This window comes from Helicobacter cetorum MIT 00-7128 (assembly GCF_000259255.1).
In the GTDB taxonomy this organism is placed as follows: Bacteria; Campylobacterota; Campylobacteria; order Campylobacterales; family Helicobacteraceae; genus Helicobacter; species Helicobacter cetorum_B.
In genome coordinates, this window is the sequence record NC_017737.1 from 212474 (window position 1) to 230177 (window position 17704).

At 32.5% G+C, this 17704-nt stretch carries 17 protein-coding genes; 2 read left to right on the plus strand and 15 right to left on the minus strand.

The genetic code is table 11. From position 1 onward, the window contains the following. Nucleotides 1-17: 17 nt before the first annotated feature. The 6 genes from HCW_RS01125 to HCW_RS09540 all read right to left on the minus strand — a co-directional run bounded on the left by HCW_RS01125 (nucleotide 18) and on the right by HCW_RS09540 (nucleotide 5717). On the minus strand, nucleotides 18-479 hold the full coding sequence (locus HCW_RS01125) for an AAA family ATPase (protein WP_014660392.1): 462 nt from the start codon (nucleotides 477-479) through the stop codon (nucleotides 18-20). Continuing rightward, nucleotides 480-2114: a DNA phosphorothioation system sulfurtransferase DndC gene (dndC, locus tag HCW_RS01130; RefSeq protein WP_014660393.1), complete on the minus strand. Its 1635-nt coding sequence runs from the start codon at nucleotides 2112-2114 to the stop codon at nucleotides 480-482. A gap of 136 nt (nucleotides 2115-2250) precedes the next feature. After that, nucleotides 2251-3513 carry a malic enzyme-like NAD(P)-binding protein gene (locus HCW_RS01135; protein ID WP_014660394.1) on the minus strand — a complete coding sequence of 421 codons (1263 nt, stop codon included), beginning with the start codon at nucleotides 3511-3513 and terminating at the stop codon, nucleotides 2251-2253. Between the two features lie 278 nt (nucleotides 3514-3791). Further along, the gene (locus HCW_RS01140) at nucleotides 3792-4157 is read right to left on the minus strand and encodes a hypothetical protein (protein WP_014660395.1); all 366 of its coding nucleotides are present in this window, start codon (nucleotides 4155-4157) and stop codon (nucleotides 3792-3794) included. Between the two features lie 263 nt (nucleotides 4158-4420). After that, a complete protein-coding gene (locus HCW_RS01145; protein ID WP_231283030.1) occupies nucleotides 4421-5461 on the minus strand; it encodes a glycosyltransferase in 1041 nt (346 codons plus the stop codon). 43 nt (nucleotides 5462-5504) lie between these two features. Further along, nucleotides 5505-5717, minus strand: a complete 213-nt coding sequence (locus tag HCW_RS09540) for a hypothetical protein (protein WP_014660397.1) — start codon at nucleotides 5715-5717, stop codon at nucleotides 5505-5507. Nucleotides 5718-5776: 59 nt separating this feature from the next. Between HCW_RS09540 and HCW_RS01155 the strand changes: the two genes are divergently transcribed. Beyond that, complete coding sequence (locus HCW_RS01155; RefSeq protein ID WP_043902550.1) at nucleotides 5777-6625, plus strand: hypothetical protein; 849 nt, start codon at nucleotides 5777-5779, stop codon at nucleotides 6623-6625. Further along, a complete protein-coding gene (locus HCW_RS01160) occupies nucleotides 6571-7146 on the plus strand; it encodes a glycosyltransferase (protein WP_052306435.1) in 576 nt (191 codons plus the stop codon). The genes HCW_RS01155 and HCW_RS01160 overlap by 55 nt, the downstream gene beginning before the upstream one ends. Nucleotides 7147-7309: 163 nt before the next feature. On the opposite strand, the gene HCW_RS01165 is transcribed toward HCW_RS01160, so the two are convergent. From HCW_RS01165 to HCW_RS01210, 9 genes are all read right to left on the minus strand, one after another. Further along, a complete protein-coding gene (locus HCW_RS01165; RefSeq protein WP_014660398.1) occupies nucleotides 7310-7996 on the minus strand; it encodes an RloB family protein in 687 nt (228 codons plus the stop codon). Further along, a complete protein-coding gene (locus tag HCW_RS01170; protein ID WP_014660399.1) occupies nucleotides 7986-9269 on the minus strand; it encodes an AAA family ATPase in 1284 nt (427 codons plus the stop codon). Before HCW_RS01170 ends, HCW_RS01165 begins: the two co-directional genes overlap by 11 nt. Nucleotides 9270-9658: 389 nt before the next feature. Next, nucleotides 9659-10117, minus strand: a complete 459-nt coding sequence (locus tag HCW_RS01175) for a hypothetical protein (protein WP_014660400.1) — start codon at nucleotides 10115-10117, stop codon at nucleotides 9659-9661. A gap of 15 nt (nucleotides 10118-10132) precedes the next feature. Next, complete coding sequence (locus tag HCW_RS09965; protein WP_014660401.1) at nucleotides 10133-11464, minus strand: hypothetical protein; 1332 nt, start codon at nucleotides 11462-11464, stop codon at nucleotides 10133-10135. Nucleotides 11465-11478: 14 nt separating this feature from the next. Then, entirely contained in the window at nucleotides 11479-12990 is a 1512-nt protein-coding gene (locus HCW_RS01190; RefSeq protein WP_014660402.1) for a hypothetical protein, read from the minus strand. A 98-nt stretch (nucleotides 12991-13088) separates the two neighbouring features. Continuing rightward, complete coding sequence (locus HCW_RS01195; RefSeq protein WP_155802203.1) at nucleotides 13089-13718, minus strand: hypothetical protein; 630 nt, start codon at nucleotides 13716-13718, stop codon at nucleotides 13089-13091. Nucleotides 13719-13729: 11 nt separating this feature from the next. Next, the gene (locus HCW_RS01200; protein WP_014660404.1) at nucleotides 13730-14365 is read right to left on the minus strand and encodes a hypothetical protein; all 636 of its coding nucleotides are present in this window, start codon (nucleotides 14363-14365) and stop codon (nucleotides 13730-13732) included. Nucleotides 14366-14376: 11 nt separating this feature from the next. Then, nucleotides 14377-15291, minus strand: coding sequence for a hypothetical protein (locus HCW_RS01205; RefSeq protein WP_155802204.1), 915 nt, complete (start codon nucleotides 15289-15291; stop codon nucleotides 14377-14379). Nucleotides 15292-15334: 43 nt separating this feature from the next. Continuing rightward, the gene (locus tag HCW_RS01210) at nucleotides 15335-17692 is read right to left on the minus strand and encodes a tetratricopeptide repeat protein (protein WP_014660406.1); all 2358 of its coding nucleotides are present in this window, start codon (nucleotides 17690-17692) and stop codon (nucleotides 15335-15337) included. Nucleotides 17693-17704: the final 12 nt, after the last annotated feature.

The window sequence follows — 17704 nt, forward strand, 5'->3', positions numbered from 1 at the left end:
AGTTGGTCTATATGTTGTTAGGCTATTTTATTTTCATAAGCTTGATAATGCGTTTTATAACTCAAATGCTCTTCAATATCTTTTTTAAAATCAATATCCCAACTTCTAGTGATTGTGATTGGCTGATGGTCTTTTTCACATTCCAAAGACACGAAAAATTCGTGCTTATTAACTAGATTTTGCTCATTTTCTCGCCTAGCCCTAATATTTAAGATGCCACTCCAATCTCCATACCCACGAACTAAATTTTCTGGCTTTGAAGTGTTGAAAAATTTAGAACCTTCAGGAACCTCATGTCCTGATAATAGTCCGCTACCCAAAAAGAGTAATTTCAAAGAACGCAAAAAACTTGTTTTTCCAAACCCATTACGACCATAAATCAAATAAAGATTCTTATTTATTTCTTTTTCAAATGATAATTCTTGCCTACCGTAATATGCAAACAAATTGCAGATAACAATGCGTTTAAAAAATATCATTTAAAACTCCTCTACTTTATTAGTATGGTTATCAACCATAGCTTCAATTATTGCCTTTAAGCTACCTAAATCAGTGCCATGACTTAATTTAATAGCCTCTTTAATAATCTCTTTTACTAGATTAGAATTTTCTATTTTTTCCTCTTCAAAAATCTCTGAATGCAGTAATTCAACTTTCTCTTCTTGATAATTTGACATGCGCTCAAACTCCTTTGTAATGTCTATAAATTCCCTTTCAGTGCCAAACTCTTTTTGCCATATTTTTGCAATCATCTCTAATTCACTATCACTAATTAGTTGGTGTGAAGTATTAGAGCGTAATTGATACTCTCTCTCGCATTCTAATAAGCGTCTTAAAATCAGCATACGAGCGTTCTTAGTAAAAGGACCGGGGGCATAATTGCCATCTTTTTTAAAATCACTACGATATTCTTGTTGCTCTCTAATTTCTTTAATGAAGTTTCTAAAATCATTCAAGGGTTGCAAATGCGTTTCTCCATTTTTGATAAACCCTTGCAAAGACTTATCCTCATTCACTAAAGTGCAAACCCAACACCCAAAACGACTCCCTCCACAAGACTTCGTATTAGTATCTAGGATAAATTGGCATTCATCATTACTCGCCTTAGAATAAAGGCTGAATAATTCCTCATGTGATTTATTCCACTTAGGCATATTAAAATGGCTCAAATACCCCCACACATCATCTAATGACCAATCCACAATAGGGCGATAAATCAAAGTATTAGGATAATAATCATGTTTGCTAAAACCCTCTTCACTCACCACACGCTTTTCTACGCTCTTTTTACGCAAACTGCTCTCATTGCTACGAACTCCTAAAAGCAAAATGCATGAACCATGCTTGGCAATGATTTGTTCTATGGCTCGTTGAGCAGGGCGGATTTTTAATCTATCTGTGCACCATCTAAAAAAGCGTGTGGGACTTGGATAACCCTTACCAATAAGATTGGTGAAAAATTGCTCATTAGCATTAGGTTCTACTAGCTTGATTTCAAAGGGTAATCCTCTAGCATTTGCGTCTTTTTGAATAGATTCAATTAAATTAAGCAGATATTTTTCTACAACGGGTGATTCCACTAAAGTGTTAGAAACAATGGCATAGGTAGGATTAAGCATTTCTTTGGGCAAGTTGCATAACAACTCATAGAGCAGTTGTAACACGCATGAACTATCCTTGCCTCCACTAAAAGCTACAACCCATGCCTTTTTATGCTCTAAATAGCGTTTTTTCAATGCGTCTTTAGTGGTTTTAATTTGCGATAAAAGACACTCATCTAAACGCTCAAAAAGAGCGTAATCTTTAAGCTCTAAAAGCGAGCCATCCAAATAGCCAATATCAATATTTTTAAATTCATTTTCTAACCTTAAGGCCATCTCTCTAGCCTTAAAACTAGAAAAGCATGCTAAGAGAATTTTAAGGTTTTGGTTGTGATTAGTTGGGGGGGGGGGGGTAACTTGTCCTACTTGTTGGTTAATGAAATCACATACTTCTTCAAAAGTTTGAAAATTGATGCTCCCTTGAACATGCTCATTCAAATAAGCTTGCTTGGAACGAATATCAATTACACAATAAGACGAGTCGTAAGCTTTTGGGCTAACCCTATGTAACAATTTATATGCCTTGTGCGAAGTTTTAATAAAAATATAGTTTACCTAAAAAACTTTCAATCTTAAAAACATAACAAAAATCAAGCCAAATAAAAACTCAAAAACCCTTTTTAAGGTTTTTTGAGTTTTTTTAGTAATTTTATAGCTTTTTTAATAATTCTTTTAAATACTCTCTGTATGCTTTTTCATCATAATCTTTTTTACGCCCTACGCCATCTTTAATGGCCGCACTAGCGACTGCACTAGCGACTTCTACTAACGCTCTTTCATCAAAAGGCTTAGGAATAATATAGTCTTTTGAAAAACTAAGCGTTTTAAGATTGTAGGCTTTCAACACTTTTGGGCTTACTTCTTGTTTAGCTAAATTAGCCAAAGCGTATGCGGCAGCTAGTTTCATATTCTCTGTAATCTTAGTGGCATACACATCTAAAGCCCCCCTAAAAATATAAGGAAACCCCAAAACATTATTAATTTGATTAGGATAATCACTCCTTCCTGTGCCAATAATCGCATCGTCTCTCACTGCATGGATTTCTTCAGGTAAAATCTCTGGTGTAGGGTTAGCCAAAGCAAAAATAATGGGGTCTTTTGCCATAGACTTAATCATGTCTTTACTGACTAACCCCGCCAAAGAAAGCCCCAAAAACACATCAGCCCCTTTCATAGCCTCACTTAAAGTCCTATCTGTTGTTTCTATTTCAAATTCCTTTTTTTCCTTACTCAAATTGCTCCGACCACAATACACCACCCCCTTAGAATCGCATAATACAATATGTTTAACTCCAAGTTTTCTATACATTCTTGAACACGCAATAGCAGCCGCCCCTGCCCCACTCACCACGACTTTAATTCCATCAATTTTTTTACCATTAATTTCTAAGGCATTCAATAGAGCCGCACTAGAAATCACCGCCGTGCCATGCTGGTCGTCATGCATCACAGGGATTTGAACCTTTTCTTGGAGTTTTTGCTCTATATAGAAGCAATCAGGCGCCTTAATATCTTCTAAATTAATCCCCCCAAAGCTAGGGGCTAACGCCCTACAAATCTCTACAATCTCATCTCTATCTTTGGTATCTAGCTCTAAATCCACCACATCAATATTACTGAATTTCTTAAACAATAACCCCTTGCCTTCCATAACAGGCTTAGCCGCACTCGCTCCAATATCACCCAGTCCCAAAACCGCCGTGCCATTAGAAATCACTGCAACACTATTAGCCTTATTAGTATAAGTATAAGCCAGCATTTCATCCTTAGCGATTTCTAAGCATGGCTCAGCCACCCCAGGACTATAAGCTAAAGACAAATCTCTAGCACTCTCACAAGCCTTAGTGATATTCATGCCAACCTTACCGCCAATGTGATACTCAAGCGCTTCTTTTTTAGTGTATTTAACCATTTTCGTTGCTCCTTGTTTGAATTGGATTATCAAGCGATTATACAAAGAAATTTTTAAGTATTTACAAAATTATTTTTAAGCAGGCTATAAAAGATTTGTTTTTTCATAGAGTGTTTAGCAAGTAAATATTTTAATCCTAAATACTCCCCAACAAAATGTTTTTAAATAAAAGATTTTAAGAAAGTCAATGCTTGATAAAAGGCAAAGTCATGCTAACTAGACTTATTTGAGATTATATAGCTATCCTAGATAGCTATATAAGAACTAAAAGACATCATTTAGTTTGCGGGAGTGCCCTCAACAAGAATGCAAGTTGTCCCAGCTGGCACTGCCATCCACCATAAAGCAGGGATATGGTCTATAACCATAGTCATGTTCGCAAGCTTAGTGGCATCAGGCTTATAATGTGCCAATGCTTTATCTATTGCTTGTTGCTCCAAATCGGCAAGCTTACTCTTATCTTTTACATAATCATCAAAATGCCATGACCAATCTAATTTGCAAGCATTCGCTGAAACCTTATCGCTACCTGAAACCGTGGGCTTAGCATTTGTATTAAAAGGCCCTAAATTAGCGCTACACCCCACCAATAATGAAAACAAAGCTACAGCCCCAACTTTTAACACCGACCTACATGCCCTCATGAGAAACTCCTTTGGAGAAATAAAAAATTATTGCTTATTATAGTGATTTAAAGCTAATTATTGTTTATCTCAACTCAAATATTATTTATAGAAATTTTTTATTACGATTTTCAAATAATTAAAATACAACAAAAACATTATATAGTAGTGTTATCTACGCAGTTGTAATGTTTGCAAGTCAACCGATTAACTACAAATTAGATTGCTCGCATCAGATTATATAAATTGCATAAAGTTTAATAGAGATAAAAAATTAAAAATCCCTATATTTCAATCCCTAGCTTTAAAAACATGTCTTTTAGGCGTTTTTCATAGGTGTGTTTGGTTGAAGCTTCCTTAAAGGCTTGTTTTCTAATTTGTTCTAGCTCATTCTTATGCTCTAAATAATACTTAGCCTTAGAAATCAAATCTTCTTTGTCCTTATAAAAAATCATACTATCTTTAGAAAATAACTTTTCTAAATCTGGGTTATAGGTGGTCAAATACGCACCCCCACTCATAGGAGCATCAAAATCTCTTAATTTCATATTGACCCAATCAGCCAACGAATTTCCAATGCCTCCCACTCCAAGCACGATTTCGCATTCATTAAAAAATTGATTAGTTTCTTCTAAAGCAATGCGTCCTCCAAAGCCATTACCATAAGCTTTCACATTCAATCCTGCATCTTTTAAAGCCTGAATCAACTCAGCCCTTATGCCATAATTACCTCCCACAAAACCAATATCATATTTTTTTTTGACATTTTCTAAGGGATAGTAAAACTCTGTGCTACTAGCCAAGGGGAAATAAAAAGCCGGTGTGCCTTCTTTATTGATATGCTCTATTCTTTCGGGGGCAGTGCTCAAGGCCACATCAATAAAGGGTAAAATTGCATGCGTACCAAGATGGTTATTGAAATCATAAGTATGTCTATCGTCCATTTGCAAGTTTAAAATTTTTAAATCTTTATGAGCATGCTTGATTCCTAGCAAATCTCTTGGCGTATAGTTCCACCCCCAACCCTGAATAATTAAAAAATCTACTTTAGGATTAGCATTCTCTAAAATCTCTAAAATCTTGGTGGTGTTTACATAGGAATTGGCTTCTTTATATAAATGTATGCGACCATTAGCAAACCCATAATGACTTGTGCCATAACTCCCATCATCTTTATAAAATAAATACAGCTTCTTGCATACTTTTTCTAAATCTTGGATAAAGCCACTCTTATCTTGGTGCTCATCATTACCAGCAAATAAAACCACCGGCTTTCTGTCCTTAAACTTCGCTCTAAATTTCTCATCAAAACCACGGAGTTTCAAAAGCTCTTCATTGTAAGCTTTGAAGTCTATACTATCCCAAGATTTAAAGTCCATCCTTTGTAAAATGGGGGGGGGGGGTAGATGCTTGGTAATATGATAGCTCATGCTCTCGTTGGTATTGCCAACTCTTTTCATCAGTCATCATTAATTTCGTGTGTGCCTCCACAATAGAATAACGCCATGCTCTTAGAAAATTCTCTGTTTTTTTCAAGCCTAACAAACGCAAAATTTTTTTGGCTACTAAAATAGCTGACAAATTCAATCCTTTAATTGTTTTGATATAAAAATTGTAGCACACATGGTATAATTTGGTCTATGAAAATCCTCTACACCACAGAACAATTTTATCCTTTGCAAACCGGTTTAGCTACAGCAGATTATCATTTTGCTTTGAGTTTGACAAATCTAGGTCATGAAGTTTATGTCGTAACTATGGATAGCTTTCAAAACAAAAGAATTGAGAGAACAGGCAAAAAGATAATCTTAGAAGAACCTTTCAAAAAAGAAGCTATAGAGATTTCACCTAATTTGTTTGTAATAGAATTTGATTTTCGCACTACGGAATACCCCATTTGGTGTGGCGAGATAAATAATTATCGCTACTTTGTGCAAGAATTTGTGTGTGATTTGCTCATCGTCTCAGCATTCTTTACTTTCACAGGAGATTTATTGTGGGAGAGCTTGAATGAGCTTAAGGCAACAAAGAAAGTGTTGCGTTCCCATGGTGAAAGTGCTTTGGCTAATTATTTGAGATTAAACCAACCCACAAAACCAACAAAAAAGCAAGTTTTTAAAGACTTTATTAAAAATTTACTCCTATCTTTTGGTTTAACCCTTAAAAGAGAGCCTAATTTTTGGCATTTTACCATCACAAACGCCCCTACAACAAATACACAAAAAGCCTTAGATGTTACCCCTTATGAAAGTTATATGCCTTATCTAATCTTTTTATTAAAGCGTTTTCTTTCCTGTCTGGATAAAGTCTATTTTTTACACGACAAATCCCATGCGATTGATTTCCTAACCCCCCTTTGCAAAAGCGTGGGCATTTTACCTAACGGCGTGTTTCAAAAAGACATCACGCCCCCTAAAACGATTCTTGCTTCTTATTGTGGGGCATTAACGAGAGAGAGAGAGAGAGTAAAAGCCTTAGTGCATTACTAGAAAACCCCTTTGTTTTGAATGTGTCTAACTTCTACAAAGCCAAAGGACAGGACTTTGTTTTAAGAGCTTTTTATCTCTCTAAATGCAGCATTCCGCTGATATTTATCGGTAATTTTATAGAGAATAACACCCTAATAGACTTGCAGGCTTTGAAATTAAAGTTAGACAAAAAACATGGCTATAAAGAAGTGTATTTTTTCAAAAAAATCCAAAGAGAGAGTGTGTGCTTAGCCTTTTTAAAGACCACTTTATTCTTGCATGCAAGCATAGATGAAGCTTTTCCTATGGTTATATTAGAATGCTTGCAACACGCTACACCTTATTGTTGCACTGATGTAGGAAATGTAAGAAATTATCTCAAAGAGTTGTTAGTCAATACAGAACAAGAAATGGGCGAAAAAATCAACGCTTTACTCTCTAGCCCTAGCTATTATGAGAGTGTCTCCAAAAAATTACACGAAATTGTTAAAGACTATACTTACGAGAGCATTGCTAAAGAATTTTTAAAAGAGATTGAGTAATAACTACATCAAAAATTAGATAAGTCATACTATTTTCAATTATAGTGTATAATTTAAAAACTCTCAAGGCAACCATATGGAATTGATAAAAATAGAAATTTCAAACTTTAGGTCTATAAATTGAACAATTTTTCTTGTCGCTTAAGAAGCCCTCCACATAGAATTAATTCTCTGTCTTTTGTTTAAACAAATTCAGTTCTTTTATCAGCACATGCATATTGGTATAACTATTAAAATTTTTAAGGTCTTTTTCCAAATCTATTTCTAACAATTTAAACTCTTTTTTAAATTTTTTCTCTATCTTTTCAGCATGTTCTACAGCTATTGTCAATCTTGCCTTATTGCCACTTCTTTCTTCAATAAGTTTTCTAAATTTATCTTTACTATAATCTCCTTTAGAATAATCACGACAATACTTCTTTTTTACTTCACTAACAAGCCATTCACTGCCATAGAAAGGCTTATTATGACAATATTCAAAATGCAACAATATCCAAAATTCAAAACAAGGTTTAGATATAATAGGTTTCATTCTATTCTCTTTAGTTTCTTGTAGGGCTTTCTCAAGTGTTTCATGTTTATCCACATCCATCACACAAAATACTTTGTCAAAATTCTCTCCTCTATTTTTTGCAGTATTTAATATTTGCGATGGACTAGAATGTTTTGCAGGAATAACGCGAACTATATCTTTAGGTCTAAGATAGTCTTTTAAAGCCAAAAAATAATTAGGCTCTGTTTTTTCTCCTTCACAGACAATTAAAACCCTCGATTTTTGTTCTTGGCTAGGGTTTTTTCTAGACTCTTGTTTGCGTGCCCTTCTTTTTTTAAACAATTCATCACTGCCCATCAAACTGTTCCAAAATCATATCTAAATAGGGAATTGCACCAAAACGCCCTTCTAGGTAAAGTTTTTCAATATCTCGTGTCTCTTTTCTAATAAAGAAATCACTCAATGGATAAAGCTTTGTGGCGCTGTATTGCTTTTCGCAAAACCAAATTTGGTCTTTTCTAAAAATATTTTTACGAAGCAAAGATGTTGCATGGGTATTAAAAATAAGTTGAGCATTATTAGCATTAAAACTACTATGAAAATAATCTATAATGCGCTCACAAAGCAAAGGGTGTAAACCAGCATCTATCTCATCTACAACTAGTATATTTCCCTTTTCAAATGAGTCCATCATAGGCCCTAGAAAGGCAAAAAGTTTTTGTGTGCCATTTGATTCCTTCCCAAGAGGTAAGAAAGCTTGTTGCCCATTCTCGTTAGCATGTAAAAAATTGGCCTGTTTAATTTCCTTTTTTTCATTAACAAATTGTTCAAAAAAATGTTTAATGAGAGCATCTTTTTCTTTTTCTTTCTCAAAACTTTCTTTGAGCTTTTCCGTATTGACTGTTTTTATTTTTATATCCTTGATCCCTATGTCAGCACTTTTTAGCCATTGTAAAATTCTTTGTTTTGATTCTTCTTTTCCTTCTAAGCATTGCTCTATACTAAATTCTGGATCAAACCCTTTCATACTCATAAACTTTAATTTATGAGAAAACCACGCATATACTTTCTGTAATTGGGAGTTGTTATTTTGGTCGCCAATAGATAGAAAGAGCGCGTTGTCTCTTGTTGCTTGTTGCAAAAGAGTTCCTTTTTTAAGGTTGTTGCCAATTTTCCATTCATACTTTTGACTCTTTTCTTGATAAATACGCTGAAACCAGCATTGTTCGCGTCCCTTAGGATAGGCAAAAAGCCATTCTTCTAAAATACGCTCCTTACAATAAGCAAATCCATATTGATATTTAATATTTTCTTGAATAAAAGTTACTTCAAATTCTGTAGGCTCATTGTTCTTAAAGATAGAGGGATCGAAAGATAAAGGAGTATCAGAATTGTTCCTTGCACTTTCCAATACGATTTCTCGCATAATATATAATGCTCCAACAAAATTTGTTTTTCCAGAAGCATTAGCCCCATAAATAGCCGTTGTTTTTAGCAAACGCTCTTTTTTATGTGTATCGGTTACAAAAGTATATCTTTCTCTTTCGTCTGGTTGAGAATTTGCACTCATCAATAGCGTTTGTTCTTCTTCAAAAGAACAGAAATTTTTAAGTCTAAAGCTAATCAGCATACTTTATTTCCATTTTTGAACTATTTTAGTTCCAAATTTTAACATTTTTTGTTAAAACTACTATTAAGGTTTAACATTGATGCCATTTTATAGATTTTCAAATTTTTGTTTTTTAGATATCATTTCTATGTGTCATTGCATAAAAGTCTTTTTGTGTAAATTTCTTAAGCCTTAAACATTATTCAGTTTATTTAATATATACTTTAGTCTATTGACTAATTTTTTTATATCTCGTTCATTTGTTTTCAATACAAGCAATAATCTTGTCATCTTTATTAAAACAACAAAGTATGTAGATATCAATAATACAAGGCATAGTTTCAATCTTCTTGGTCTAATCACTGGAATTTTTAGGGGTGTTTTATCCTTTGACAAATTTTCCTATTTTTTTATTTAGTCCATCCTGTGGTAACTTGCTTAGTGCTTTTTACTTTGCTTTGTATAGTTTCTGTTCTGCCTAAAGAATGCAAGGGGAAACTTATCTTTTTAAAATAATTTCGTAAAATAAAATTCCCTTTCTTATCTATTCCAACATAATGGTTAAGTCTTGGTAGGTAAATTATGGGGATTGCAAAAATACCACCAACAATGGTGCTTTGAATAATCTCAAAATATCCCTTACTAACTTTAAAAACACTTAAAATCGAATCAATCTTAAGTATATTGGCTATATATTTTGTAATGTCAACATTGAGTTCAAAATAAGAAGATAAAAAGCCTAATAAAATAGGAATAATTATGTATGATAAAATAATAAAAATACTCAGATAGTCATTTTCATAGTAACGAACGTATTGACCCAATTTTTTGAGTTCTTTTCTATATTGATTTAAAGTTAATTCAGACACTTTCTCTCCCTAATTTTATATCGTAGTATCTTGTAAAGCATTTTTATAATCATCGCCCCTAAATTGATAAGTGCCATTATAGATTTGAGCCGTTAAGACATTTTTAATTTGATTGAGCTTAACTCCCTTTAAGGCTGATAAAGGAACTTCTACTACTAATTGATTTAGTGATTGGTCGCTTAAAGGGTTATTTATATCAAAGATAAAGCTATAATGCTTATTCAAGCTGTTGTATCTCACATCTTTAATCAACGCATAAATAAGAGATAAGTTCTCAACTTGACCTATAGCTGTTACTATGTTGTTAGATAACTCAGCACTCACATTTTCAAGTTGCATCATAAGGTCTCTATCGTCAATAAAACAATAACCTGCGTTAGTGTCAAATTCCGTTGCTTTTAAAACACTATCTAATGAAAAGGGGTTTTTAGTATTGAACCTAGACACAACTCTACCTACTCTACCCAATTGACCTCCATTTACTTTATGATAATGGTTTCCACCGAGTTTTGCTTTAATAGATTTTATTGTTACATTGTCAATAGACACAGCTCTATAAGACTTTCTCATAAAAGCAAAAGGAATAGTCTTTCTGAATGTCTCAGAGTAGTTTTTTAAGAATTTAGGAGAATTAGGACTTTCTACATTTTGGTCTATGTTAATATGGTTAGCAACCTTAACTCTTTGACCCCTTTTATAAGGTAGATATTCCGCTCCTTCTTTTTTCTGATAGAAAGCGTATTTTAAAGGGGTTGTAAAACACAAAAACCCTTCAGTGCTGTTACTCTTAGAATATAAAACACTATCTTGCTCGTATTTATACCCTAACTCTTTAAGAACCCCTAATAAATTAACCCCCTCTTGTAAAGCATAAATAAGAAAGCTAGGCTCTTTGCTACCTTGATAAATGCCATTCACTTTGATGTAACCTATTTTAGGGTATAATGCTTTAATATCAGCTTCTAAGTTTCTATTCCTTTGGGTATTTTCCTCATCGCTAACTAAATATTTTTTAGGAATATCAGCCCTGCCACTATAATACTCAACTATTTTATCAGTGGCTTTATCAAACCCTAAATCTGACCATAGCGATAACTTAAAATCTCTGTTTGCTGATATACAACCGCACTCATCATTATACAGATGTTTATAAAGACGAGATACCCCAAGAGCTGTTATGTTGTATTTTTCTCTCTCACTAAGCTCATCAAATGTTTTTAAATTAGGGTTATTCATAGCTTCACTCATAGTCATACTAGAAGTCAAACCAGCTTTAACCTTATAATCAGCCATAGCTTTAATAAGAGAGTTGCTTACCCTATCAGTGTTAATTCTAAAATTTTTCATAATTACTGCTCCTTTTAAAAATCCCAAAGATTATCTAAGTTTTCAGCACCTTTCTTATGTTTAAGTGCTTCAATCTTTCTTTTTACTAGATTTTCTCTCTGCTTATCCATCATTACTTTACTAGCCCTATACCCAGAAACTGAATTAGACAATGCAGATAATTTATATTTATGAATATCTGCATTCCTTTTACCACTTGATTTTATAGTAGGACGGCTTAACTGATACTTACTATACTTAGCCATTAAGGATTTTTCACTAGGTATATACAATTTAACACCCTTTATCAAAATCTCTGCAGGGTAGTCCATAGATGATTTTAAATAACCACCCTTCTTGCCTTTATTGTCAAAGAAATAGAAAACTCTGCCTTGTAATTTAGTGTATGCTTTTTGAAAATCTTTTTCAGTAGGCTTAGTGCCAAAACTCACATCATTAAACACAGCCCATCTAGTTCCAAACTGACCTACAACAGAAAATGGAGAAGTGCAGTATAACCCAACTGTTCTAAACTTTGACTGCTTTCCTGTTCTTTTGTCAATAGTTGGAGACTTAGAATAGCAAATAGCATCTTGCTGAAATTCATAAGCAGTATTCATCATAAAGTTAAAAAAGTCAAACTGCTCATACTTTAAATTAGGGCAAATAACAAAGTAAGATATTTCAGATGATGGGTCTCTATTTTCTTTATCAGCACTCTCATCCCAAACGCCATCAACCTCTATAATAACAACAGGTTCTGCTCTTAGCTTTTTAAGAAGTTTCCTATTGTTAGCCATATTCTGTTCTCTAGTAACAACATAAGAGTGATTTAACAACTCTCTTATAGGGGTGTTGTCAGTAAATGAAAATCCAGCTTTAACAAATTTTTTAATAAGATTAGGCTTTCTTTCTCTAAGCTCTTTAACAGACATTTGATACTTATCTTGTTTGTTATATTCAGTCTGTAGTATAGCAATCTCTTTTTCAGTAAAGGTTTTATAGAATTTAGCATTAAACTTACGAAATGCAGAAATTGTAGCAATCCTACTATCGCTATTATAATACTCAGCTATCTTAGATAAAGAACTAGCACTTATACGAAGTTTTAATGTTCCTTTCTTTTCTGCTTTCTCAAGGTCATCTAAGAAATCATCAACATCAGGATAATCAAAGCCTTCTAAAAATTTCTCAGTCTCTGCTTTTTGTTTAGCAAATTCCTCTTCCGAAATATCAATACCCGGTATTTCCCCATTCATATAATGAGCAGACTTAACTCTACTACTCTGTATATTTCCTTTTAACTCAGCTTTCTTTCTACTATACTCATCTAATTGAGCCGATAAAGATTGATTAGAATTAACAGAAATTTTACTAGGTTTATGCCTATTCTCTTGTTTAGACTTGATATGCTCATCAATCCTAGATGACAATGAATAGTCTTTAGTAGGGTTTTCGTCATTATCATTCAAGTATCGGTCTTGCTTGTCTTTAATAGGCTCGTCTTTGTCTGCTTGTATAAACAAGTTTTTGAAATCGCTAGGCATTATGTAATCCTTTTTAATTAATTTTTTCTCCTAGTTGATTAAGCGTATTTTTTAAATCTAAGACTTGTTGCTCGTTAATGCTTAAAATTAAATCTTGTTTAAAAAGCTTTTTGGATAAAAAGTGTTGTTCTATAGTGTTGATTATGGGTGTGAAAATAAAACGATTTTAAACCAAGCAAATCACTATAATAAATACGCTCTTTATCATAAGAATATTTAAGCATATCCATCGCAACCATACTAATAAACACATATTCTTTTTTAAAAACTTCAAACAAGTTTTGACAATCCCTTACAAATCTATGACATGCTTTATTCAAAAATACTATAAAATCTTTTTCTTCTTTTGTAAGATTAAAGGCGTTTTCTATCAAATGCAATGAGCCAAAACTTTGTAAAATGCCTTGTTCTTTAGCGTTTAATTTTGCCTTGCTATTAAGGGCGTTAAACACGCTGAAACGATGTTTTAAGGTGATACTTTGACAAGTTTTCAAGCGTTTGAAAAATGCGTTATTATTTTTATATTCCCCTAAAATATCTTGTTTTAAGGATAGAATATCTACTCTTTTAATCACAAACTCTATTAGCTCTTTTTTAGCCTTGTCAAGTTGCTCTTTGTAAGCATGCAAGTTGCTTATAATATGTTGTCTTTTTTCGCTAAAGGCTTGAAATTTAGCCTCCATATATTTTCTATATCCTTTAGACGCTGTTATCATTATACCATTCACCATTATTCCTTTTAATTTTTTACTTCATTAAAACGCATGAGTTTTAAAATCTCTATACGCTCTTTTATTTCTTCCATTTGTTGTGCGATAAAATCTTGAGTGAAAAGCATTTTTAAAAGCCCTTGCTGTTCTATGTTGTGCGTTAGGCTCAAAATAGGTTTTAATAAAGGCATGGGTTGATAGTAGTTTTCATAAAAATTTTTATCAAAAATATACGCATTTAATCTAGTTGTATGCATATAATAATTTTGATAGAGTTGTCTTAAGGCTTGTGTGATATAAGAATATTTATTTTCTCTAATATTAGGCTTTTTACAATTAAGATATTCTAGCATTAAAGGGGTGCTAAAACTTTTTAAAATCTCTTGTTCTTTGGGCTTTAATTTTTTATCATACGCCACTAAATAAAGCAACTCTATACATTCTTTTAAGGGCGTTTTAAAAACTTTTTTAGAATTTAAGGGCGTAGCATTTTTAATTAATATTCTTAAATTTTTCTCCAAGCTTTCAATCAATTTCCTTTCTTTTTTAAAAACCATAGCGTCATATTTTTTCCTGTCAGCACTTTTGAGCGTTTTATAATAACGCTCTAATTGAGATTTTTGAAACGCTTGAGAGTGTATAAATCTATGGTGTATGCGTATCATCACTAAAACCTTTAAATCTCATATAATGGCGTATCTTTGGCTACATGCAAATTTTTGGCGTATTTAGCGCTATTTCTTAAAGCTATCAAATTCTGCAATAAATCATAAATGATTTGTTCTTTGTAGTTTAAAACCTTGTTTTTATCAAAGCAATAATCCCAAAGGCTTTCTTCAAAGGGGGTGATTGTAATGTGTTTATTTCTATCAACATCAAAAGATTTGTTTTCATTGTATTTAAATTCACAATAACTGATAGGAACAATATAGTCATACAATATTTTTTTATAACTATCTTCTTCAAACAAACTAGAGCATTCTAAGCCATCAAATTTCCATCTAAAATTAGCTCGATCATCATAGACTTTGCCAAAAATTTCATACACCGCAAAATGCCCATGTTTATCAATGCTTATTTTGTCAAGATTTTTATAATTTTTATTTTTTAGAATTTTTACACCAAATAAGCTTAATAACCCTAGTTTTTCATCTAATACAATGGGTCTTGGCATGTAAGCTTCATCTTCATCACAAGCATTATAAAATTCTATAAAATTGTTTATATCATCTTTATTTAAAGTATTTTCAAATAATTTAATGCCAAAATCTGTAGCACAAATCTTATAGTTTTTAGTGCGTTCAAACATAGGCGCACTAAGATGAGTTTGTAGTTTTTTATATAGAGTTTTTTTATATTCTTTGGCTTTATTTTCATAAGATTTGCGAATATAGCTCTCATATCTTTTATCATATGCTAGATAACGCCCTAAAATAGCGTATTGTATAGTTAAATCTAGTGCTTTTGTTTGGCGTTCTACATAGTTTGTTTCAAAAAAAGCAATCTTTTTTATAAACTCTTCTTTGTTTGTTTCTTTTAAAGTTTCTAAATCTTGTAAGGTTTTTTCATAAACCTCGGTTCTTTTTTTCATATTCCTAATAAAACCATCCCATCCCATATTTTTCTATCCTTTTTTAAATCTCATATAACGGCTTGTTGCTATTCACATGCAAATCTTTAGCAAACTTCGCACTATTTCTAAAAGCAATCAAATTTTGATGCGCATCCATTATGACTTGTTCAGCGTAGCTTAAAAGCTTGGTGCTATCAAAGAAATAATCCCATAATTTCAACTTAGCTTTATTTAAGCATGAGGCAATAGAAAGGCTATAAAGGGGCTTATTATCATCTTTACTAAAAAGTGAGATTGAGCCATTAGCCTTAATAAAAAGGTCTTTTTCATACATCTTTTCATTAAATGCTTCTTTTTCTAACCTATTTTGCGACATTTCATAGAAATTCACTCGTTGATACACGGCATAGATATAATGATTAGCCTTAAGGGGTATGTTTTTAGTGGGCTTATTTTGAAGATTTAATAAGCCTAGCTCTTTATCTATAATGATAGGGGGCATTTTTTGATTTAATTTGACGCATTCATTATTATAAAAATCTATGATAATCTTAGCGTCTGTTTCGTTTAAACTTTTGGTAGCGTATTTTTGCCCCAAAATCGTGCCGTATTCTCTAAGTCCTTTAGACATTCTTTCAATTAAAGGCAAATTTAAGTGCGTTTTGAGTTTGTCATAAAGAGCTTTTTTAAATTCTATAATTTGTGCTTTAGAAACGCTTTCTTGATTTTTATGATTGATTTTACGCCCTATAATCAATGCTTTAATAAGCTTGTTGATACAATCTTGTTTTAAAGCAACCCTATTGTATTCTAGTTGCGCCATTTCAAAAATGTAATCTCTAGGTTTTTCATTTTTTAGCCATTCTAGGCGTAATTTTTCGGTTTGGAAACGCTTAGCTCGCCCCACTATAAACACTAAAGCGCCAGAGCCAGACATCCACCCACCACTAAAGCATTTTCTTTTTGTTTCTTCTAATTGCTTGATTTTTTCTAGCACCCTTTTTTCACAAACTTGTAAATTCTTTCTTTCTTTTGGCTTGCAAAAGGTTTTAATGCCTTGTTGGTAATAGGCTAACGCTCTTTTTAAATCCATATTTACACCTTTAGCGTATTCAAAAATCCCACCTAAAAGCTTGTAATCTTCAAAGTATGAATATTCATTTGCCACGCCCTCTAAATAAGTAACAACAATATCCGCATTGCAATTAAGCTTATAGCACACGCTAATGATATGTCCTAGTGGTTTTAGAGAACTTAAAGATTTATAGCCATAATGCCTTACTAAATATTGTTTTCTTTTAGTTCCAAAATGCCTAAAATATTGGTGTTCATTATAAAAAGCTAACACCTCCAAATTCAATTCTAAAAATTTCTTTAAATCCCCCTTTTTCCTATAAACTTGTGCGATTTCTAGCATGCAACTATCCCAAGAGCTACGCAACTTTTTAGGATAATGCTCTAATTCTTTATAAAAATATTCTAATGCTTTATCATAGTCTAGGATTTTCTTGTTTTCACTATAGATTTCTCCCAAAGCTTGGTAATACTTAGCGATTTTAGTTTCATTATTATTTGTGGCGTTTGAAAGAGCTTTTTTAGCGTATTCAATCGCTTTTTTGGCATTTGTAGGAATGATTATTTTAACTTTATCTGTTTTATTATCATCAAACCATAAGCCATAACGATAAATATTCATCAAACCATCTAGCCCTTCTATAGAGCCTAAATCTTTGGCCCTATGGTAGTAAAAAAGCACTTTTTGAGCTTTTTTAATCAATGCGTTACTCATTTGCTCACTTCTAAAAACTTCTTTTTGATAGAAATTAGCCAACGCCACACAGCAAGGCGCATTATCTAATTTAGCCCCTTTTTGATAAAGCTCAAAAGCAAGTTTTTTAAAATCAGGTTGTTTTTCTTTATCAGCATCAAATACTTTATCTTTCATGCTTTCATAAGTTTTTGCGAGCTCATAATAGGCTTGTGGCTCTTTGATTTGTTTGAAACATTCTATAGCAAGCTGATAATTTTTTAATTCATCAGCATAGATTTTCCCTAATTCTAAAAGGATTGTTGTGTTGTGTGGCTCTTTTAATTGCTTATTTTTTAACGCCATGATTTTTAATTTGCTTTGTTCTTTATGGAGATGATTGTTTTCTTCATGCTCGTCTTTAATTTCTTTATGGTAGTTATCTTTTTGCTTTTTATCTTTTAAAAAATATTTTTTAGCCTTTCTTAAATCTCTTTTAACACCTATGCCTAAGTAGTAATGCTTTGCAATATTTTCATATTCCTTATTACAAAGAGATTTTAAAAAGTCTTTAGTTTTTCTATGGCTTTCAAAAGGCTTGATTTCACAAGAATATCTGATTACGCCAAATCTACGCCTTGAAGAATAAAATTTTTTATGCCCTTTTAACATGTCTTATTCCTT